General features: G+C 67.4%; 18 protein-coding genes. 12 read left to right on the top strand and 6 right to left on the bottom strand.

The window, feature by feature from the left end; genetic code table 11:
* The first annotated feature begins 120 nt into the window (after window positions 1-120).
* The 7 genes from AC1RJ9_RS10660 (at window position 121) to AC1RJ9_RS10630 (ending at window position 7,389) form a co-directional block, all read left to right on the top strand.
* Window positions 121-957, top strand: a complete 837-nt coding sequence (locus tag AC1RJ9_RS10660; protein WP_492839292.1) for a flagellin N-terminal helical domain-containing protein — start codon at window positions 121-123, stop codon at window positions 955-957.
* A gap of 95 nt (window positions 958-1,052) precedes the next feature.
* Window positions 1,053-1,607, top strand: coding sequence for a UDP-4-amino-4,6-dideoxy-N-acetyl-beta-L-altrosamine N-acetyltransferase (gene pseH, locus AC1RJ9_RS10655; RefSeq protein ID WP_492839291.1), 555 nt, complete (start codon window positions 1,053-1,055; stop codon window positions 1,605-1,607).
* A gap of 79 nt (window positions 1,608-1,686) precedes the next feature.
* Window positions 1,687-4,557 (top strand): hypothetical protein, encoded by a 2,871-nt coding sequence (locus tag AC1RJ9_RS10650; protein ID WP_492839290.1) that lies wholly within the window; start codon window positions 1,687-1,689, stop codon window positions 4,555-4,557.
* A 59-nt stretch (window positions 4,558-4,616) separates the two neighbouring features.
* On the top strand, window positions 4,617-5,306 hold the full coding sequence (locus AC1RJ9_RS10645) for a hypothetical protein (protein WP_492839289.1): 690 nt from the start codon (window positions 4,617-4,619) through the stop codon (window positions 5,304-5,306).
* 20 nt (window positions 5,307-5,326) lie between these two features.
* Window positions 5,327-5,719, top strand: a complete 393-nt coding sequence (locus AC1RJ9_RS10640) for a hypothetical protein (protein ID WP_492839288.1) — start codon at window positions 5,327-5,329, stop codon at window positions 5,717-5,719.
* Window positions 5,720-5,872: 153 nt separating this feature from the next.
* The gene (ssb, locus tag AC1RJ9_RS10635) at window positions 5,873-6,364 is read left to right on the top strand and encodes a single-stranded DNA-binding protein (protein WP_492839287.1); all 492 of its coding nucleotides are present in this window, start codon (window positions 5,873-5,875) and stop codon (window positions 6,362-6,364) included.
* Between the two features lie 173 nt (window positions 6,365-6,537).
* On the top strand, window positions 6,538-7,389 hold the full coding sequence (locus AC1RJ9_RS10630) for a hypothetical protein (protein WP_492839286.1): 852 nt from the start codon (window positions 6,538-6,540) through the stop codon (window positions 7,387-7,389).
* Here AC1RJ9_RS10630 and AC1RJ9_RS10625 read toward each other — a convergent pair.
* Window positions 7,386-7,931 carry a GNAT family N-acetyltransferase gene (locus AC1RJ9_RS10625; RefSeq protein ID WP_492839285.1) on the bottom strand — a complete coding sequence of 182 codons (546 nt, stop codon included), beginning with the start codon at window positions 7,929-7,931 and terminating at the stop codon, window positions 7,386-7,388. The two genes, AC1RJ9_RS10630 and AC1RJ9_RS10625, sit on opposite strands and share 4 nt — an antisense overlap.
* 311 nt (window positions 7,932-8,242) lie before the next feature.
* Between AC1RJ9_RS10625 and ppdK the strand changes: the two genes are divergently transcribed.
* The 3 genes from ppdK to AC1RJ9_RS10610 all read left to right on the top strand — a co-directional run bounded on the left by ppdK (window position 8,243) and on the right by AC1RJ9_RS10610 (window position 12,682).
* Window positions 8,243-10,930 carry a pyruvate, phosphate dikinase gene (gene ppdK, locus AC1RJ9_RS10620; RefSeq protein WP_492839283.1) on the top strand — a complete coding sequence of 896 codons (2,688 nt, stop codon included), beginning with the start codon at window positions 8,243-8,245 and terminating at the stop codon, window positions 10,928-10,930.
* Between the two features lie 87 nt (window positions 10,931-11,017).
* Window positions 11,018-11,680, top strand: a complete 663-nt coding sequence (locus tag AC1RJ9_RS10615) for an SAM-dependent methyltransferase (RefSeq protein ID WP_492839282.1) — start codon at window positions 11,018-11,020, stop codon at window positions 11,678-11,680.
* Between the two features lie 87 nt (window positions 11,681-11,767).
* Window positions 11,768-12,682, top strand: coding sequence for a DUF4861 family protein (locus AC1RJ9_RS10610; RefSeq protein WP_492839281.1), 915 nt, complete (start codon window positions 11,768-11,770; stop codon window positions 12,680-12,682).
* 227 nt (window positions 12,683-12,909) lie between these two features.
* On the opposite strand, the gene wrbA is transcribed toward AC1RJ9_RS10610, so the two are convergent.
* Complete coding sequence (gene wrbA / locus AC1RJ9_RS10605) at window positions 12,910-13,509, bottom strand: NAD(P)H:quinone oxidoreductase (RefSeq protein WP_492839280.1); 600 nt, start codon at window positions 13,507-13,509, stop codon at window positions 12,910-12,912.
* Between the two features lie 90 nt (window positions 13,510-13,599).
* A complete protein-coding gene (locus tag AC1RJ9_RS10600) occupies window positions 13,600-14,298 on the bottom strand; it encodes a pirin family protein (RefSeq protein ID WP_492839278.1) in 699 nt (232 codons plus the stop codon).
* A 142-nt stretch (window positions 14,299-14,440) separates the two neighbouring features.
* Between AC1RJ9_RS10600 and AC1RJ9_RS10595 the strand changes: the two genes are divergently transcribed.
* A complete protein-coding gene (locus AC1RJ9_RS10595) occupies window positions 14,441-15,334 on the top strand; it encodes a LysR family transcriptional regulator (protein WP_492839277.1) in 894 nt (297 codons plus the stop codon).
* On the opposite strand, the gene AC1RJ9_RS10590 is transcribed toward AC1RJ9_RS10595, so the two are convergent.
* The 3 genes from AC1RJ9_RS10590 to AC1RJ9_RS10580 all read right to left on the bottom strand — a co-directional run bounded on the left by AC1RJ9_RS10590 (window position 15,331) and on the right by AC1RJ9_RS10580 (window position 18,923).
* Entirely contained in the window at window positions 15,331-15,816 is a 486-nt protein-coding gene (locus AC1RJ9_RS10590; protein ID WP_492839276.1) for a hypothetical protein, read from the bottom strand. The two genes, AC1RJ9_RS10595 and AC1RJ9_RS10590, sit on opposite strands and share 4 nt — an antisense overlap.
* Window positions 15,817-15,899: 83 nt before the next feature.
* A complete protein-coding gene (locus tag AC1RJ9_RS10585; RefSeq protein ID WP_492839275.1) occupies window positions 15,900-17,495 on the bottom strand; it encodes an ice nucleation protein in 1,596 nt (531 codons plus the stop codon).
* A gap of 87 nt (window positions 17,496-17,582) precedes the next feature.
* Complete coding sequence (locus AC1RJ9_RS10580) at window positions 17,583-18,923, bottom strand: Hsp70 family protein (RefSeq protein WP_492839274.1); 1,341 nt, start codon at window positions 18,921-18,923, stop codon at window positions 17,583-17,585.
* Between the two features lie 200 nt (window positions 18,924-19,123).
* Between AC1RJ9_RS10580 and AC1RJ9_RS10575 the strand changes: the two genes are divergently transcribed.
* Complete coding sequence (locus AC1RJ9_RS10575; RefSeq protein WP_492839272.1) at window positions 19,124-20,305, top strand: BaiN/RdsA family NAD(P)/FAD-dependent oxidoreductase; 1,182 nt, start codon at window positions 19,124-19,126, stop codon at window positions 20,303-20,305.
* Window positions 20,306-20,328: the final 23 nt, after the last annotated feature.

Below are 20,328 nucleotides of genomic sequence, written 5' to 3'. Positions count from 1 at the left end.
TGGTTTATAAGCGTTAACTATAATCTTACTTTCTGACCCCAAGTTCGGCGGCGACCAGATCGCTCGCCGAATCGCGCGCGATCGCAACCAAACGGCAAAATAGCCGATCGGAGGCCGCGCATGACGCTGAGCGTCAACACGAACCAGCCCGCGCTGATCGCGCTGCAGAACCTGAACCGCACTAACGACGACATGCAGGCGGTGCAGACTCGCATCAACACGGGTGAAGCCATCTCGACCGCCAAGGACAATGCGGCGGTCTGGTCGATCGCGCAGGAGCAGCGCGGCGACATGAGCGCGCTCAGCGCCGTCAAGATGAGCCTGGATCGCGCGACCTCGATCGCCGACGTGGCCCTGGCCGCCGGCGATTCGATCTCGGACCTGCTGAAGCTGTTGCGCGAGAAGGTGGTGGCCGCGAAGGACACCTCGCTGACCACGTCCTCGCGGACCTCGCTGAACGCCGACTTCCAGGGCCTGCTCAAGAATCTGGACCAGGTCGTCAAGAGCGCCGTGTTCGACGGCGCCAACCTCCTGGACGGCAGCCAGGCCGCCGACATGCAGTTCCTGGCCGACGCCGACGCGGCTCAGGCCATCACGCTGTCGCTGCAGAACCTGTCGCTGGGCGGCACGATCAACACCCTGACGACGACCGACGATATCCTGACCCCGGCCAACGCCGACGCGGTGTTCCAGCGCCTCGAAGCGTCGATGACCGCGATCAACCAGGCGGTCGGCAACATCGGCACGCAGGCCAAGCAGATCGACGCCCACAACAGCTTCGTGGGCAAGCTGAGCGACGTGCTGGAGACGGGCGTTGGCAATCTGGTCGACGCCGACCTCGCCAAGGAAAGCGCCCGCTTGCAAGCCTTGCAGGTCAAGCAGCAGCTGGGCGCCCAGGCGCTGTCGATCGCCAACAGCGCGCCGCAGATCATCCTGTCGCTGTTCAAGGGCGGGTAAGCCTGGGAGGCGCGGCGACGTCTCAAAGGCGCCTAGGTCCTGTCGCATCGGCGAGCTAAGGTTCCACGAGGCGAACCGGGGATTCGGCGGCGGGCATGATCGAACTTCGCGACTTACGGGACGAGGATGAGGCGATCCTCTTTCAGTGGCGCTCCGAACCGGAGGTCGACCGCTGGATGTCCGACGCCGAGCTGCCGAGCCGCGAGGCTCACGCGGCGTGGTTCGACGCGCTGCGAACCGATCCCGATCTGCGCGGCTGGATGATCACCCGGGCCGGCGCGCCCATGGGCCTGATCACCCTGTCGGGTCTGAGCAGCCATCACCGCCGCGCCAGTCTGCACTGGTTCCTCGGTTCGGCCGAGGCGCGGGGCAGGGGCGTCGGCCGCGCCGCCCAGGTGCTGGGCCTGGACCGGGCCTTCGGCGAGCTGGGCCTGCACAAGGTTTTCGCCGAGGTCATGGCCGACAACGACGCGGCCCTGAAGGCCCAGTCCGCCGCCGGTTTCCGCCGCGAGGGCTATCTGCGCGGTCACGTGCTGAAGGGCGGCGAGGCGCGCGACGTCGTGCTGCTGGGCATCCTGGCCTCGGAGTGGGCGGAGCTGCGCGAGGGCGCCCGCCGGGCGCTGTCCGACGCCAACCTTATCGCCGCTTAAGGCTAATCGTTAAGGAGTCGTCAGCGAACGTCTGGCAAGGGTAACCCAGAGGTGCTTCGCGCCCTGATTGGAACAGGTCGTGATCAGCTTCGATTCCAGCCTCCTGCTCAACTACTATCAGGCCCGCGCGGGCGTGACGGGAGCAACTGCGTCTGGAACGTCGACCACGACGGCGCCTGGCGGCAAGAAGGCCGTCGTGCCGAATGCGCCCTGGCTGGGCAACGCGCCCGTGGCCAGCGAACAGGTCCGCTCGGCCCTGAATGGCCGCAAGTTCGTGGACGAGGGCGCCAGCGCCTCTAGCCTCAAGGGCGTGAGCCCCGACTACAAGAAGCTGTTCGCCTCGTACCAGGCGCTCAGCACCATGTCGGCCCTGATCACCCAGGCCGGGCAGAAGGGGCAGACCGACGGCGAGATCAAGCGCCTGCAGACCGCCCTGACGCGCGGCCTGGGCGAGATCACCGGCTACGTCCAAGGGCTGTCGCTGGATCAGATGCGCCTGACTACCGGCGCGGTGATGACCAGCGACAAGGCCACGGTCGGCGTTCCGAAGAACACCACCACGTACACGACCGACAAGCTCTATACCGGCCAAGCCGACGACGAGGTGCCGCGCTTCAAGGGCGACGTCTCGTTCGGCGTCGCCGTCAAGAGCTTCGGCGTCACCTCCAACATCACCATGGACTTGTCCGAGATGGGCTCAACGCCCCGGACCATGTCCAATGTCGTCAGCTACATGAACGGCAAGATGAAGGCGGCTGGGCTGAACACCAGCTTCTCGGTGCAGCGCACGGCGGGCCAGGCCCAGACGGTCCAGGTCGGCGGCAAGCCCGTGACCCTTCCGGCCACCGGCGACGACTTCGCCCTGAAGATCAACGGCGACATCGCCGAGCAGATGACCTTCAGCGCCCCGACGGCCGCGCCGGCGGTCTATGTCACGACAAAGGCCGGTGATCCGGATCCGGACAAGAATTCGAAGACCGACGACGCCAAGTACGAAAACACCCTGACCAAGTACAGCGCGGCTGGGACCGGTGGCGGCGCCAACGCCGGCGCGCCGGGCGGCAAGGTGTTCACCGAGACCCTGCAGGGCACGATCAACAGCGTCCGCAAGTCGGTGACCGGCGCGGACGGCTCGGTCTACATGCTGGCCGATGTCGACACGGCGGTGGACGGCAAGCTCGACCTGAACGGTCAGCCGATCAAGGGCGATAGCGATGTCGCGCTGCTGAAGTACGACAGCGCCGGCCAGCTGCTGTACGCCCGCACCCTGGGCGCGACCGACGAGGCCAACGGCCTGTCGCTGGCCGTCGGCGACGACGGCAGCGTCGCCGTGGCCGGCTCGGTCACCGGCCGTCTGAACGGCGCGGTCAACGGTCCGATCAACAGTGGCGACACCGGGAAGACCAGCGACAGCTTCGTCACCCGCTACGACTCCAAGGGCGACGAGCAGTGGACGGTGCGCCGCGGCGGCCTGCAGGAAGACGAGGCCACCGCCCTGGCGTTCGGCTCGGACGGCGTTCTTTATGTCGGCGGCCGCAGCAAGTCGGACCTGCCCGGCGCGGTCGGCGCGGAGCCCGGCGGCGGCTATGACGCCTATCTGACGGCCTTCGCCACCGACAGCGCCGGCAAGCCCCAGGCGCTGTTCACCCAGAAGTTCGGCACGACCGAGAACGACAGCGTCTCCGACATCGTCGTCAACGGCTCGCAGGTCATCGTCGGTTCCAAGGAGAACGGTTCGGCGACGTTGCGCAGCTTCGACGTCTCGCCCAATGTCGTGACCGAGAACGTCAAAAAGCTGGATCAGTACGGCGCCTATCAGACCGTACCCGTCACCTACACCAAGACCGCCACCGTCACGGCCGGCGCCAAGCGCGACCTGGGATCGCTGAAGGGCGGCGATCTGGTGGGGCTGAAGATCGACGGCGGCCAACTGTATGTTGGCGGCTCGACGGCCAACACTCTGATGTCGATCAATGGCGCGACGACCGCGCCGTCGGGCGGCATGGACGCTTTCGTCGGCCGCATGTCGCTGGACCTCTCGAACAATGGCGGCGATGCGCTGACCTATTACGGCGGCACGGGCGACGACACGGTCACCGGCTTCGACGTCTCGAACGGCCTGGCCTGGCTGGTCGGCTCGGCTGGAGCGAACCTGGACGGTCAGGGGACGGTCGGGACCAAGGATGGCTACGTCGCCCAGGTCAATGTCGGCACGGGCAATGTCGACTGGAGCCAGCGCCTGACGGGCAAGGACGGCTATGCGACGCCGACCTCGGTGGCGGTGGCCAAGACCGGCGCCTCGTCGCTGGACGCTCTGGGCCTGCCGGCCGGCGCCATGAACTACACCCAGTCCGACCGCATTGTCTCGGCGACCGCGGCTCGGGCCGGCGACACCTTCCAGATCCGCACCCGCGAGCGCGGCAACCTGGCCACGATCACCATCGAGGCCAAGGACACGCTCGAGACCCTGGCGGACAAGATCAAGCGCGCCTCGGGCTACCGCGCCAAGGTCGAGACCGCCACCAGCGGCAACAGCCGTGTTCTGAAGATCAGCCCCGCCTCCAGCACCTCGACGATCGAGATCGTGGCGGGAAAGGGCGGCGCCGATGTGCTGACGGCCCTGGGCCTGACCGGCGGCGTCGTGCGCGCCACCAAGACCGACGACGGCAAGACCGTCTCGGCCGACGGCAGTGGTCCGGTCTATGGTCTCAGCCTGCCGCCCGAACTGGACCTGACCTCGGACGCCGGGCGTAAGAACGCCTCCATGGTCATCCAGCGGGCGATGTCGTCGGTCCGCAGCGCCTATCGCGAGATCGCCGACACGGCCATGGGCGTCAAGAGCGACAGCTCGAAAAGCGCGGGCAAGACCGATGGCAAGGTTCCGGCCTATCTGACCAGCCAGCTGGCCAACTACCAGGCGGCCCTCAACCGTCTGACGGGCGGTAGCTAGGTCTCATATTCTGGCCCGTCGAGCTTGAAAGCGTCATCGACGCGTCGTAGCCAGGGGTCATGGACTTTCTGAAAGATCGCCGAACCCTCATCTTCGCTGGCGGTGGCGCGCTCGCGCTGCTGGCGGGCCTGGGCATCGCCGTGGCCCTGATGTCGGGTCACGACAAGAAACCGGACGAGGCTCCGCCGGCCTCGCGGGGCGGTCTGATCGTCGAGACGGGACGTGACGACGACAGCAAGCTGGATCCCGCGCGTCCGCTGCGCTGTTTCGTGGGCGGAGCCTTCGTCGGCGAGATCACCCTGGCCGAATGCGCCAAGAAGAACGGCGTGGCCACCGGCGCCCTGGATGTCGGCGTCGATGAGACGGGCGCCCTGGCCGCCGCCGATCAGGCCGGCACGGTCCTGACCCCGCTGCCGCCGACCCCGACCGTCTCCGCGCCCGCCGCGACCCCGACGACGCCCGCGACGACGCCGGCCTCGTCGGCCAATACTGCGGCCAACACACCGCTCGGCGCCTGCTGGCGCTACGCCGGCAACGAATGGCGGCGCCTGCCCGGCGAGATCACCCTGAACGCTTGCGCCCAGCAGCTGTTCGGCGGCCGCTGCGAGAAGACAGGCGGCGCCACCTACGGCCGCTGGGGCGAGGAAACGCTGCGCCTGGTGCCGGGCCGAGTCGAGATCTCGTCGGACAACCGCAGCTTCCACACCGCGTTCGACCAGGGCCCGAACTGCTCTATCCCGAACGGCTGATAGGTTTATAGGTGTAGTCCATGAGCAAGACCGTCCTCGCCGTCGCCGCCGTTCTGGCCGTTTCCAGTCTCGCGCTCGCGGGTTGCGAGAAGCAGACCAAGGCGCCGTTCGAGACGGGCGTCTGCTTCCAGGTGGCGACCAACAAGGACGGCACGCTGCGCTATAATCCGGTGGCCCGGAACGTGCCGCAGATGGAAGAGTGCGCCGCCACCCTGGAAGGCGTGCGCATGCGTTTCGTGCGCATGGGTCAGTCCAACAGCGCGGGCATGGTCGGCGCTTACCAAGGCTCGTTCATCTTCCTCGAAAAGGAAGGCATCTACGTCGGCCAGACCTATGAAGGTCCGCGCTTCATGTCGCTGGTCCGCACCGGCGACGGCCGCCTGGCCGTGCCGGGCGCGATCCGCCGCCAGTAACCCTGGAGGAGGGAGCGGGGCGGTCCGTCCACAGCCGTCTTTCCCGTCCACAAGAACGTTGCAAGAACAAAACTTGCGCGCTTCGTAAGCTCTCGTTAACGTCTCGCCTCAGATTCCGGCGCGAGGGTCGCCGGGCGTGAACAAGGGCGAGCGATGGCTGGCAGCGTCAACAAGGTCATTCTGGTGGGCAACCTCGGGGCCGATCCCGAGATCCGCAGCCTCGGTTCGGGCGACCGCGTCGCCAATCTCCGCATCGCCACCTCCGAGACCTGGCGTGACCGCACCAGCGGCGAGCGCAAGGAAAAGACCGAGTGGCACCGCGTCGTGATCTTCAACGACAACCTGGTGAAGGTGGCCGAGCAGTACCTGCGCAAGGGCTCGACGGTCTACATCGAGGGCGCGATCCAGACCCGCAAGTGGACCGACAACACTGGCGCCGAAAAGTACTCGACCGAGATCGTGCTGCAGAAGTTCCGCGGCGAACTGACCATGCTGGGCGGTCGCGGCGACAGCGCCAGCGCCTCGTCGGGCGGCGGCGGCGGTGACGAGTATGGCGGCGGCTATTCGGGCGGCGGCCAGCGCAGCCAACCCAGTGGCCCGCGCGAGAGCTTCTCGGCCGACCTGGACGACGAAATCCCGTTCTAGAGGACAGTGGAAGGCCGGCGGCGGCCGTTGGCGCCGTCGACGGCCGCTTCCACGGGGGCGAGCGGCGGGCGATCCGGAAGCGGTCGCCCGCCGCTTACGTTTCAGCTGCGCAATACGCTTGCCCTCAGTCAGAGGTTGTGTTTCCCTTTCCGCGTCTTAGAGGGGGATGCGCGATGCGATCCTGGCTTGCCGGCGTGGTCCTGGCCGCGATGGTTCCGATGTCGGCGTCGACGCAGGATGTTCCGCCGCTGGTCTCCGATCCCCTGGTGGTCAAGGCCGCCAACCGCGCCCGAACCATGAACTATGTCCGCGCGGCGACCCGGCTGTCGGACGGCAGGGTCAGTCGGCGTGGGCCGGAGCTTTGTCCGGTCGTGGCCGGCGCCGCCAAGGATGTGAACGGCTACGTACGCTCGCGGCTGCGCCAGGTGGCGGGCGATGTCGGCCTGAGGTTCGAGGCCAGGAAGTGTTATCCCAACCTGCTGATCCTGTTCTCGCGTGAGCCGGAGGCCATGCTACAGCAGGCGCGCCAGCGCGGTAAGATCCGCTACGACATGGTCTCGATACCCCGCATCGACCGGTTCAAGGCCAACGCCAATCCCGTGCGCTGGCTCAGTTACACCGGCGAGATCCCGGCCTACGGCGACATCGCGCCCGGCGGCGTCGTGTCCGGCGACAACAGCGGCGTTCTCAACGTGCGCGCCGTGGACAGCCACATCATCCAACCGGTCGCGAGCCGGCTGCACTACAGCCTGGTGGTGGTGGACGCCCGCAAGGTCGATGGCGTCGAGATCGCCGCCCTGGCCGACTATGTCAGCCTGGTCGCCCTGGCCGACATTCGCCCCGACGCCACCCAGCCCGACCAGGCCTCGATCCTCAACCTGTTCGCCGAGCCGGGCGGACCCAAGCGCATGACGGCCTCGGACCAGGCCTATCTTCGCGGCCTCTACAAACTGAAGACCGACCGCGTCGCGCCCGATCAGCTGGGCGCCCTGGCCTCGGCCATGGCCACCGAACTCGAGCGTTAGTCCAGCAGATTCCTCGGCTTGGCCCAGCGGTAGCGCACGACATCGACCTCCCGGCCGCCGGGGGCGGTCTCGCGATAGCGCGTCGTCTCCTCGCCGCCCTTGCGGATGTAGAACCCGAGCGCGGCTTCGTTGGGGGCGTAGACCTCCAGGTGCAGCGGCGCGCCGGCGTGGTCCTCGATCAGCCACCGCGCCACCTCGGCCAGCAGAGCCGTGCCCAGGCCGACGCCCTTGCGCTCGGGCGCGACGTGCAGATTGTCGAGCAGAGCGCCCACCGCCGGGTTCAGTCGGAACGAGGCGTAGGCCAGACCGACCGGTTCGCCGCCCTCCATGGCCGCCAGGATCAGGTCGTTCGCCGGATCGAAGGTCTCGAACCGGGCGCGCCAGACAGCCCGCGAGACGTCGAACAGCGCATGGTCCAGATAGGCGTCGCCATAGAGGCCCCGATAGGCGATCTGGCGGCTGCGCGTGTGGAGGTCGGCGAGAGCGTCCGCCTCATTTCGGGACGCGCCGAGTCGGACAATGTGCGGTTCCATGCACGCCATGGAAGCATTTCACGCCGCGAAGACAAGCCGCCGCGATCGTCCGGTTTCGGCTCAAGTCGCGGATTTGCGGCGCGATTGCTCGAAACCTCGCCAACTCGTCCGAACGGACAACGTTGTCATTGGAATTATTTGCCGAATTCTCTTGTGGAGCCATGGAACGCGAAGCGCCAGTGGACGCGTTCTTGGGCTAGGTGCTACTGAGACGCCCGGATATTGCACTGCGGGATCACGACAAAGCAGCGCTGTTCCAGGGTGAGACGACCCCCTAAAGAGGGGCGCGGCCTTCTTCACTGATCGCAGGGTGAGAACATATGCCGGTTGAGACATTGACCAAGGCCCGTTGGGTTTATGCATTCGGCGGGGGCGGCGCGGACGGCGACGCCTCGATGAAGAACCTGCTTGGGGGGAAAGGCGCCAATCTCGCTGAGATGTCGTCTCTGGGCCTGCCGGTGCCGCCGGGCTTCACCATCACGACGGAAGCCTGCGTCCACTACTATTCCAACGGCAGACAGTATCCGGCCGAGCTGACCGAGCAGGTCGCCGCCGGCCTGGCCAGGGTCGAGGAGCTGACCGGCAAAAAGTTTGGCGACGTCGCCAACCCGTTGCTGGTCTCGGTGCGCTCGGGCGCGCGGGCCTCGATGCCGGGCATGATGGACACGGTGCTGAACCTTGGCCTCAACGACGAAACCGTCGAGGGGCTGGCCAAGCTGTCGGGCGACCGCCGCTTCGCCTATGACAGCTATCGCCGCTTCATCCAGATGTACTCGAACGTCGTGCTCAACCTCGAGCACCACATGTTCGAGGAGATCCTGGACGACCACAAGGAGCGCCTGGACATCAACGTCGACACCGGCCTGACCGCCGACGACTGGGCCCAGGTCATCAAGGACTACAAGGCCGCCGTTCAGGATCACCTGGGCAAACCCTTCCCGCAGGACGCCCAGGAGCAGCTGTGGGGCGCCGTCGGCGCCGTGTTCGCCAGCTGGATGAACGACCGCGCCAAGTTCTATCGCCGCATGCACGACATCCCCGAGAGCTGGGGCACGGCCGTGAACATCCAGTCGATGGTGTTCGGCAATATGGGCGACACCTCGGCGACGGGCGTGGCCTTCACCCGCAACCCGTCGAACGGCGACAACCGCCTCTATGGCGAGTTCCTGATCAACGCCCAGGGCGAGGACGTGGTGGCGGGCATCCGCACGCCGCAGTCCCTGACCAAGGCCGCCCGCGAGGAGATGGGCGACGTCGCTCCCTCGATGGAAGAGGCGATGCCGGAGGTGTTCGCCCAGTTCAAGTCGGTGGTGGAGACGCTGGAGCGCCACTACCGCGACATGCAGGACATCGAGTTCACCGTCGAGCGCGGCGTGCTCTACATGCTGCAGACCCGCAACGGCAAGCGCACCGCCAAGGCCGCGCTGAAGACGGCGGTCGACATGGCCGCCGAGGGCGTGATCAGCAAGGAAGAAGCGATCGGCCGCGTCGAGCCGGCCTCGCTGGACCAGCTGCTGCACCCGACCATCGACCCGACCGCCCATCGCGACGTGATCACCACCGGTCTGCCGGCCTCGCCCGGCGCGGCGACCGGCAAGGTCGTGTTCGACAGCGACGCCGCCGAAAAGGCCGCCGCGGCCGGTGAAAGCGTCATCCTGGTGCGCGAGGAGACCTCTCCGGAAGATATCCACGGCATGCACGCCGCGCGCGGCATCATCACGGCCCGGGGCGGCATGACCAGCCACGCCGCCGTCGTGGCGCGCGGCATGGGCCGTCCCTGCGTCTCTGGCGCCGGCGACGTCTCGATCTTCCCCAAGGAAGGCCTGTTCCGGGCCCGTGGGCGCGAGTTCAAGGCCGGCGAGGTGATCACCATCGACGGCTCGACCGGCGAGATCCTGGCCGGTTCGCCGAAGATGATCGAGCCCGAGCTGACCGGCGACTTCGCGACTCTGATGGGCTGGGCCGACCAGGTCCGTCGCCTGAAGGTGCGGGCCAACGCCGAGACGCCGCTGGACGCCAAGACCGCCCGCCAGTTCGGCGCGGAGGGTATCGGCCTGTGCCGCACCGAGCACATGTTCTTCGACGACACCCGCATCGCCGCCGTGCGCGAGATGATCCTGGCCGACGACGAGAAGGGCCGCCGCGCGGCCCTGGCCAAGATCGCGCCGTTCCAGAAGGCCGACTTCGTCGAGCTATTCACGATCATGGAAGGCCTGCCGGTCACGATCCGCCTGCTGGATCCGCCGCTGCACGAGTTCCTGCCGCACACCGAGGAGGACGTGGAAGCCGTGGCCCAGGCTACCGGCCTCGACGCCGCCAAGCTGATGCGCCGCGCCAAGGAACTGCATGAGACCAACCCGATGCTGGGCCACCGCGGCTGCCGCCTGGGCGTCTCCTATCCCGAAATCTACGAGATGCAGGTCCGCGCCATCATCGAGGCCGCCTGCGAGATCGCCAAGTCCGGCAAGGCCGCTCCCGTTCCCGAGATCATGCACCCGCTGGTCGCCAAGGGCGAGGAGATGAAGTACCTGCGCGACCTGACCGACCGTGTCGCCAAGGCGGTGCTGGAAGAGCAGGGCGTCGATCTGAAGTACACCGTCGGCACCATGATCGAGCTGCCCCGCGCCGCCCTGCGGGCCGGGGATCTGGCCGCCAACGCCGAGTTCTTCAGCTTCGGCACCAACGACCTGACCCAGACGACGTTCGGCATCAGCCGCGACGACGCCGGTAAGTTCCTGGGCGCCTATATCGACAAGGGCATCTTCGAGAAGGACCCCTTCGTCAGCCTCGACCAGGAAGGCGTCGGCGACCTGATCCGCATCGCCGCCGAGCGCGGCCGCGCGGTCCGTCCCGACGTCAAGCTGGGCATCTGTGGCGAGCACGGCGGCGACCCGGCCTCGATCAGTTTCTGCGAGACGGTCGGCCTCGACTACGTGTCGTGCTCGCCCTACCGCGTGCCGATCGCGCGCCTGGCGGCGGCGCAGGCGGCGCTGGCCAACAAGCGATAGCCGCCGATCAGGCCTGATGGGAAGGGCCCGGCGCTGGACAGCGTCGGGCCCTTTTCCTATCCGGGTCTGAGGCATCGGGGGAATTCAATGGCCTATCTGCGCTGGCGTCGTTTCACCGAGCTTCTGTCGTTGGACCGACCGTGGCTGGGCGAGCTTTTCATGCGCAAGCGGGGCAAGCCGATCGTCGCCGCGCCGGTCGAGAAGTGGGATGCCGAGTACCAGGGTGGCGTCTACGACCGCCTGAACCGCTCCGACCAGCGCCACCACCATCGCCTGCTGGCCGCCATGATCGCCGACCGCTGGCCCAATCCGCGCGTGCTGGAGATCGGGGCGGGCGAGGGGGTCTTCTACGAGGCCCTGCGCGCTCACCGGCCGGCCCGCTATGTCGGGGTCGACTTCTCCAGACCGGCTGTCGAGCGCGGCGAGGTGCGCCTCGCGCCGGAGATCGCCATCGGCGAGGTCAAGATGCTGCTAGGCGACGGCAGGACCTTCGCGACCGACGAGACGTTCGACGTCGTGGTGTTCTCCGAATGCCTCGAGCACCTGGGCGAGGTGGAGAACCTCGTCGCCCACTACGCCCCGAACCTCAAGTCTGGCGGCGCCGTGGGCCTAACCATGTGGCTGGCGCTCAAGCCCCTGCGCCTGTGGCATCGTCTGAAAGTGATGGGCGAGGTGCTGGACGAGGCGGTGATCAACACCCCCTGGGGCGGCGGCTGGCTGGTCGCCGTGGTGCGCGCCAAGGCCGGCTGAGGCGTTGGATTATCCAATCCTATATTTTGGCTAGACCAATTTCCGGCGCGCGCTATACCGAAAGTACGACTTCTGGGAGGAAGCAGCATGCTGGCGATCGTGGCCCTCGCCGCCGCTCTCACACTGTCGCTGAGCGTGGCTCATGCGCAGGAACACGGCCCGGCCAAGCCGCTGGAGAAGCCCGACGCCGAAGGCCAGAAGCCGCGCGCCGCGGTCGTGTTGGCCCCGTACCGTTTCAACGACATCCTCTGGGAGAACGACCGCACGGCGCACCGGATCTACAGTCGCGAGCTGGAGAAGAACGAGCCGCCGTCGACCTCGGGCATAGACGCCTGGGGCAAGAGCGAGCGCTGGCCCTATATGGACCGCCAGCTGAAGACCGGCGACCAGCACGCCAACCACGGCGAGGGCCTGGACTTCTACGACGTCGGGACGGGCCGCGGCGCGGGCGGCCTGGGCGTCTGGCAGGACAACAAGCTGTGGACCTCGCGCAACTGGTCCAGTTGGAAGATGATCCAGAATGGTCCGGACGTCGCAGAGTTCAGCGTCGACTACGCGCCGTGGCCGGTCGATGTGGACCGCAAGGTCTGGGAGACGCGGACCTTCACTCTGCCGTTGGGCACGAACTTCACGCGGATGGTCTCGACCATCAGCTCCGACAAGCCGGGCCCGCTTGTGGTCGGTATCGGCATCTCCAAGCGCAAGCGCGCAAGCGGCTCGGGCGTGTTCAAGAAGGACCTGGCGCCCGGGCGCGTGACCTTCTGGGAGCCGGCGGATTCGGACAAGGGCTCGATGGCCATCGCCCTGATGGTCGACCCCAAGTCGGTCGTCGAAGTGCGCCAGGACTTCGACAACTACCTCGTTCTGATCAAGGTCGAGCCGGGCAAGCCGTTCGTCTACTACATGGGCGCGGCCTGGGATAAGGGCCTGGATTTCCATACGCCGGCCGAGTGGGACGCGTATGTGACGTCGCAAGCTCCGGATTTTGATCCGAAGCACTGAATGATCCTGTCATCCTGGGCGTAGCGTAGCGAAGACTCGGGACCGCAAAACACTCAGAGCTTCCGGAGGTCCCGGCTCGGCGCGCTTCGCGCTTGGCCGGGATGACAGTTTTCTAGGACAAACGAAAACCGCCTCGAGGCGGGGAAGCCTCGGGGCGGTCGTTGGCCGTCCGCCTTGGGGGAGGGTGCGGACGGCGGCTGCGGCTCTGGATCCCTTGGGGGAAGGGATCAGCCGTGCAGTTTCAGAGCGGTCTCGGCGATCTTGCGACCTTGGTAGCGAGCGCCGGTCAGTTCGTTTTCGCTGGGCTGACGCGAACCGTCGCCGCCAGCGATGGTGGTGGCGCCGTAGGGGCTGCCGCCGGTGATTTCATCCAGCGTCATCTGGCCGGCGTGACCGTAGTCCATGCCCACGATCACCATGCCGAAGTGCAGCAGGTTGGTGATGATCGAGAACAGGGTGGTCTCCTGGCCGCCGTGCTGCGTCGCCGTCGAGGTGAACGCGCCGCCGACCTTGCCGTGCAGGGCGCCGCGGGCCCACAGGCCGCCGGCCTGGTCGAGGAAAGCCGCCATCTGCGAACTCATGCGGCCGAAGCGGGTGCCCGTGCCGACGATGATCGCGTCGTAGTCGGCCAGATCGGCGATGGAAGCCACCGGAGCGTCCTGATCGAGCTTGAAGTGGGCGTTCTTGGCGACTTCAGGCGGGGCGGTTTCCGGCACGCGCTTGATGTCGACGGTCGCGCCAGCCTCACGGGCGCCTTCGGCCACGGCCTTGGCCATGGTCTCGATGTGGCCGTACGACGAGTAGTAGAGAACGAGAACCTTGGCCATTTGCGGCTTCCTTGAACGGGGTGTCGGTGAGGAAAGTCGGCGCGAGGATTTCAGTTTCCTCGCGCCGGCTCTTGAACGAAGCGGTCGCGCTTAGGCGGCGTCGACCAGGACCAGTTCGGCGTCTTCGAGAGCGGTGACGGTGATCACGTCCTCGTCCTTGATGCCGGCGCCGTCGCGGGCGTTCAGCTTGACGCCGTTGACCTCCACCACGCCGACAGCCGGGACCAGATAACCGCTGCGGTCCTTGCCTAGGGCGTAGGTGGTGCTCTCGCCGGCCTTCAGCGTCGCGCCCAGAACGCGGGCGTCGGTGCGGATCGGCAGGGCGTCGGCGTCATCCGAAAAGCCCGAAGCCAGGGTCACGAACTTGCCCGAGCGGTCGCCCTTCGGGAACGGCTTGGCGCCCCACGAGGGAGCCGCGCCGAAGGTCTTGGGTTCGATCCAGATCTGGAAGATCCGGGTGGTTTCCGGCTCGAGATTGTACTCCGAGTGACGGATGCCCGTGCCCGCGCTCATCACCTGGACGTCGCCGGCTTCGGTGCGCCCCTTGTTGCCCAGGCTGTCCTGGTGGGTGATCGCGCCGTCGCGGACATAGGTGATGATTTCCATGTCGCTGTGCGGGTGCGGCGGGAAGCCCGTGTTCGGGGCGATCTCGTCGTCGTTCCACACTCGCAGGGCGCCCCAGTTCATGTTGCTGGGATCGTAGTAGCTGGCGAACGAAAAGTGGTGCTTGGCGTTCAGCCAACCATGGTTGGCGCCGCCAAGCTTGTCGAACGGTCTGCGGTCGATCATGGCTCTAACCTTTCTTTCCCTCTGGGCCGTGGCCCTCTGGTGCGCCGCGTCGGCGCGTCCTGTTGAGGAGAAGATAAGGGATCTTCCAGGATCCGAAATGGAAACTGTTGAAACTCATTGTTTCCAAAACTAATCTCTCATCATGTCCAAGCTGCCCGATCTCGAAGGCATCGCCGTGTTCGCCAAGGTGGTGGAGCTGCGCTCGTTCGCCGCCGCCGCCGAGGAGCTGGCCATGTCCAAGGCCACGGTGTCGAAGGCGGTGACCCGCCTGGAGGAACGCCTGGGCGCGCGCCTCTTCAATCGCACCTCGCGCCGTCTGGCCTTGACCGACGCCGGCCAGTCCCTGGTCGAGCGCGCCAGCCGCGTGCTGGCCGAAGCGCAAGCCGCCGAGGAGGAAGCGTCCAGCCAGTCCTCGGCGCCGCGTGGAACGGTACGGATGGCCGTGCCCATGTCGCTGGGCATCACCACCCTGGGACCGGCGCTGCCGGGATTCTTCGAGGCCTATCCGGATGTCTCGGTCGACCTGCACCTGTCGGACGCCACGGTCGACCTGGTCGGCATGGGCTTCGACCTCGCCCTGCGGGTGGCGTCGCTGCCGGACAGCTCATTGGTCGCCCGCCGCCTGCGGGCCGTAAAACGGCACGTCGTCGCCGCGCCGGCCTATTGGGAGAAGCACGGTCGGCCGGGCCACCCGGCGGGCCTGGCCGAGCACCGCGGCCTGACCTACGGGCACCAAGCCGCGCCCGAGACCTGGCGCTTCCAGCGCGGCGGCGAGGAAGCCTCGGTGCGCCCCAAGTCGGTGATCCGCGCCAATAACGGCGACGTGCTCGTTCCTTCGCTGATCGGCGGCGTCGGCGTGGCCGTCCTGCCGGACTTCATTGTCGGCCCGGCCGTGGCCGACGGCCGGCTGGAAGAGATCCTGGTCGACTGGACCGCCGCCCCGATCGCCCTGCACCTGGTCATGCCGCCCGGCGGCCCGCGTCCAGCGCGGGTCGACGCCCTGGCCAACTACCTGGCCAAGACCCTGGGCCGCTAGCGCACCCGCTTGAAGGTCAGGCTCTGGTCCGGCGGGCCGGGCTGGCCGTCGACGTCCTGTTCGACCTTCAGCGTGTCGGCGTCGACCAGCCAGACCTTCATCGACTGCTTGCGGCCGCTCTTGTTGCTGGTCACGGCGGTGATGCCGCTCTTCCCGTCGCGGCGGACGCTGATCATCACGATCTGGGTGTTGACCACGGCCTTGGTCGGCGTGCCATCCAGCGGCGCGTCGGCGAACTGAATGGCGGCCAGGCCGGTCTCGTCTTCCTCGATCAGCGTCCAGGCCAGGCTCTTGCCGTCGTCCTTGGTGATGTCGACCTCCGCGCTCAGCGGCGCGGGACCGGTCAGGGCCTCGTTGAAGCGCGAGGCCGCCAGATCGATCTTCCAGAGACCGATCGCGCCCAGCGGGCCAGTCTGGGCCAGGGCGGGCGCAGCGATCAGCAGGCTGGCGGCGGCGAGAACGGGAAGGGCGGATCGGATCATGGAACGCCTCCTTGGAGCGGAGCCATCAGACGCTGGAGCGACGCGCTTCGTCTAGAAGCTTTCCGCCCTGCGGGCTTTCCGACTTAAAGACTGGCGACCTGGGTGGGGGTCAGGGCGCCGACCTGCAACGGGGTCATGACCGACAGGTTGGTTGACGACAGCCAGTCCAGCTGGGTCAGGGTCAGGCCCGGGATTTGGGCCGGCAGCAGGTAGCCGACCTGGGTCGTCATCAGCCCCGCGATCACCGACGTTCCCAACGCGCCGATCTGGGTGGAGCTCAGCGACTGGATCTGCGTCGCGGTGAACTGGCTGAACTCGGCGTGCGAGAAGCTGCGCATCTGATAGGGCGACAGGCCCCGCAGCGCGCTCGTCGTCAGGGCGGTGACCTGGGTGGCCGACAGGGCCGACAGATCGGTGATCGAGATCGCGCCCAACTGGGCGCTGCTCAGGGCGCGGACCTGGGTGGTGGAGAACTCGGCCATGTCCGCGGTCGTCAGGCCGGCCAGCTGTGTCGCCGTCAAGCCGGTGATCTGGGTCGTGCTGATCGTCTGGAAGGCGGTAGCGTCCAGGCCCGAGAGGTTCTCGACCGACAGGCCGCCGAACTGATTGGAACTCAGGCTCAGGAACTGCGTCGTCGAGAGCTCGGCGAAGTCGGTTGCCGTCAGCCCGGCGATCTGGGTGGCGGCCAAGCCCGCCAGCTGGGTCGGGGTCAGGGTCGCGATCTGGGTGGCCGACAGGGCGTTGAAGTTGTCGGTGGACAGCGCCGACAGCTGGCCCGCCGTGAAGCCCGCCACCTGGGTCGCGGTCAGCTTGGTGAAGTCGGTGACGCTCAACGTCCTGACCTGGGCGGCGGTCAGGCCGCCGATCTGGGTGGCGGTCAGGGCGGCGACCTTGGTGGCCGATAGGCCCGCGAAGCCGCTGCTGGACAGACCCGCCAGCTGGGTGGCGGTCAGGGCCTTGAACTGGGTGTCGGACAGGGAGCCGGTCTGGGTGCTGCTCAGTCCGCCCAACTGCGCCGCCGAGAAGACGTTGAAGTCCGTATCGAGCTCGGTCAGCTGATCCAGGGACAGCGATCCGACCTGGGTGGCCGTCAGGCCCTTCAGCTGGCTTGTCGACAGGGCGGCGAACTGCAGGTCGTCCAGCGCCGGGATCAGAGTGGCGGGCAAGGCCGACAGCTGGGTCGGCGACAGGGCCTGCAGCTGATCGGGCCACATCTCACCCAGATCCTCCAGGCGCATGGCGCCAATCTGCACGGCGGTCAGGCTCTTGACCTGGGTGGTGGTCAGCGCCGTGATCTGCGTGCCATCCAGGCCTGTGAAGTGGGTGGCGTCCAGCGCGCCGATCTGGGCCGCGCTCAGCTTCTCCAGCCGTTCGGTGTCCAGCTTGGCCAGCTGGGTCGAGGTCAGGGCGTTCAACTGCCCGCCGCTGAACGCCGCCAGCTGCTCGGCGTCGAAGATCAGGTTCTGGGCGAAGGCCGGGATCTGGGTGGCCGTCAGGCCCTTCACGGCGGTGTTCGACAGGGCCGAGACCTGGCTGGCCGACAGGCCGCCCAGCGCCGTGTTCGACAGCGCGGCGACCTGGGTGCTGGCCAGGGTCTCAAGCTTGGTGGTCGAGAGATTGGTGATCGTCGACGCCGACAAAGCGGCGATCTGGGCGGCGGAGAGGTACGAAATCGGCACAGGACTCGTTGCCCCACAAGGTCGCGACGCGAATCGTTCGCGTTACCTTATGTGAAACCCCGGATCGGGGCCATGCGACCGAAAGGTCTAGCCGGCCCGCATGGTCCACAGGTCGAGATCGTTCTCGCGGCCGATCAGGGCCAGGCCGGAGGCGATCGATTCGAACTCGCCGCCGCTCTCGATCTTCTCGGCCCCGAAGCGGCGCAGGAAGATCTCGCGCACGGCCGGCACGAACGAGCTGCCGCCGGTCAGGAAGACTCGGTCGACGCCGGCCTCGGTCAGGTTGGCGCGCTCGAGGGCCTCGCCGACGGCGGTCTCGATAGCGGCCAGTTCCGGGGCGATCCAGCTTTCGAATTCGCCGCGCTGGACCTGTTTCTCGATCTCGACCGAGCCAGCGGCGAAGTGGAACGTCGCCTCCGTCCGAGCCGACAGAGCCTCCTTCAGCGCCGAGACCGACTTGTAGAGGGCGTAGCCGTGGTTGCCGTCCAACACCTCGATCAGGGCGGCGATCTTCTCCGGCTCCACGGCCGTCCGCTCCAGGGCGCGGATATCGCGCATGTCCTTGGAGGCGCGCAGCAGGGCCAGCTGGTCCCAGCGGGCGAAGGCGGCGTAGTAGCGCTGCGGTATGGGCAGGCTGTTGGAGAACGAGCGATAGTCCGAGCCCTTGCCCAGCTCGGGCGAGACCAGCTGGTCGATGATCCGGTAGTCGAAGGCGTCGCCGGCGATGCCGACGCCTGAGCGCGACAGCGGCGTCGAGCGCAGCGTGCCGTCGGGGTCGCGTTCGAAGCGGACCAGCGAGAAGTCGCTCGTGCCGCCGCCGAAGTCGGCCACCAGCACCGTGGCGTCCTGCTTCAGCTGCCGGGCGAAGAAGAACGCCGCGCCGACGGGCTCGTAGGCGTAGCGGATGTCGGTGAAGCCCAGGCGCTTGAACGCCTCCTCATAGCGGTTCAGGGCCAGGGTCTCGTCCGGCGAGGAGCCGGCGAAGGTCACGGGGCGGCCGACGATGACCCTCGGGGGCAGGGCGTCCAGCTGGCCCGCCGCGTGCTCCTGCAGACGCAGCAGGAAGGCGGCCAGCAGGTCCTCGAACTGGTAGCGCTTGTTGAGGATCCGCGTCTCGGTGAAGGCCCTGGAGGCGGCGAAGGTCTTGAACGACTGGATGAACCGCGTCTCCAGCGGATCTTCCAGATAGGACTCGATGGCCCAGGGGCCGGCCTCGACCACGCGTTCGTTCGCGGCGCCGGCCTCGCCCTGGACGCTGTGGAAGCTCAGCGCCGAGCGGAAGGCGAACAGGTCGCGGTTGTCGATGGAGTAGCGGACCAGATGCGCGTGATCGTCGCCGCGCGTCAGCGAAACGACGGTGTTGGTGGTGCCAAAGTCGACACCAATGGTCGGCGCGCCAGTCTTCGGCGCGGGGGGGGCGGCCGTCATGGGATGGCTCGATGTTGTCAGTCGGGAGGGGCGTGCGTCGTAGCGCCTCTCGCGGGAAGGTCAAGCGTTCTGGCCGCCTTTAAGTATTCATTCGCGGCGGGGCGCCCACGTATCGACGCGCGGTGATCTATCGCCACGGGGCTGATTGACTTCCCGCCGCGCGTCCGGTCGAACGGGCGCGAGCAGATATTGGGAAGACCTTGGAAAACTTCGACGTCCTGGTGATCGGCGCGGGCGCCGCCGGCATGATGTGCGCCATAGAGGCCGGCAAGCGCGGGCGCTCGGTGCTGATCGTGGACCACGCCAAGGCGCCCGGCGAGAAGATCCGCATCAGCGGCGGCGGCCGATGCAATTTCACCAACACCGGCGCGTCGATCCATAATTTCCTGTCGGCCAACCCGAAGTTCGCCCTGTCGGCTCTGCGCCGCTATCGGCCGAAGGACTTCATCGCGCTCGTCGAGCGGTACGGCATCGCCTATCACGAGAAGACCCTGGGGCAGCTGTTCTGCGACGGCTCGGCCAAGCAGATCATCGATATGCTGCTGACCGAGATGAAGGCCGCCGGCGTCAAGCTGCGGCTGGAAACGAGCTTCCTTGACGTCGCCAAGACCGAGACCGGCTTCGAGGTTGAACTATCTTCCGGCGCGGTGCGCTGCGCGTCACTTGTGGTGGCTTGCGGCGGCAAGTCGATCCCGAAGATGGGCGCGACGGGACTGGGCTACGAGATCGCCAAGCAGTTCGGGCTGAACATCGTCGAGACGCGCCCGGCCCTGGTCCCTCTGACCTTCGAGGCCGGCATGCTGGCGCGCTTGACGCCGCTGTCGGGCGTGGCGCTGGACGCCGTGGTCGCCCACGGCAAGACCAGGTTCCGCGAAGGGATGCTATTTACGCATCGAGGCCTGTCCGGGCCCTCGATCCTGCAGATCTCGTCCTACTGGCGCGAGGGCGACGAGATCCGGGTCGACATGGCGCCGGGCGTCGACGCGCTGGCGGCGCTGAAGGCGGCCCGCACGGCGACTCCCCGCCAGGCGGTCGCCACCGTGCTCTCGACCCTGCTGCCCAAGCGCGTGGCGCAACTCATCGCCGACGCCGAGGAGGGCGCGAAGGGAAACATCGCCGACTGTTCCGACAAGGTGCTGGGCCGGTTGGCCGCGGCGGTCAACGCCTGGACCTTCAAGCCTGTCGGCTCGGAAGGCTATCGCACGGCGGAAGTGACGCTGGGCGGCGTCGATACGGACGCCCTGGACTCGCGAACCCTGGAGGCCAAGGCCGTCCCGGGGCTCTATTTCATCGGCGAGGTCGTCGACGTCACCGGCTGGCTGGGCGGCTATAACTTCCAGTGGGCCTGGGCGTCGGGCTGGAGCGCGGGGCAGGCCGCATAAGAAAAATCCTCCCCCGTGAGGGG

It is taken from the genome of Caulobacter sp. GW822-FHT07D08, assembly GCF_058798735.1.
Note: the sequence above shows the minus strand (reverse complement) of the source record. Positions and strands in the feature narration are given on the sequence as shown.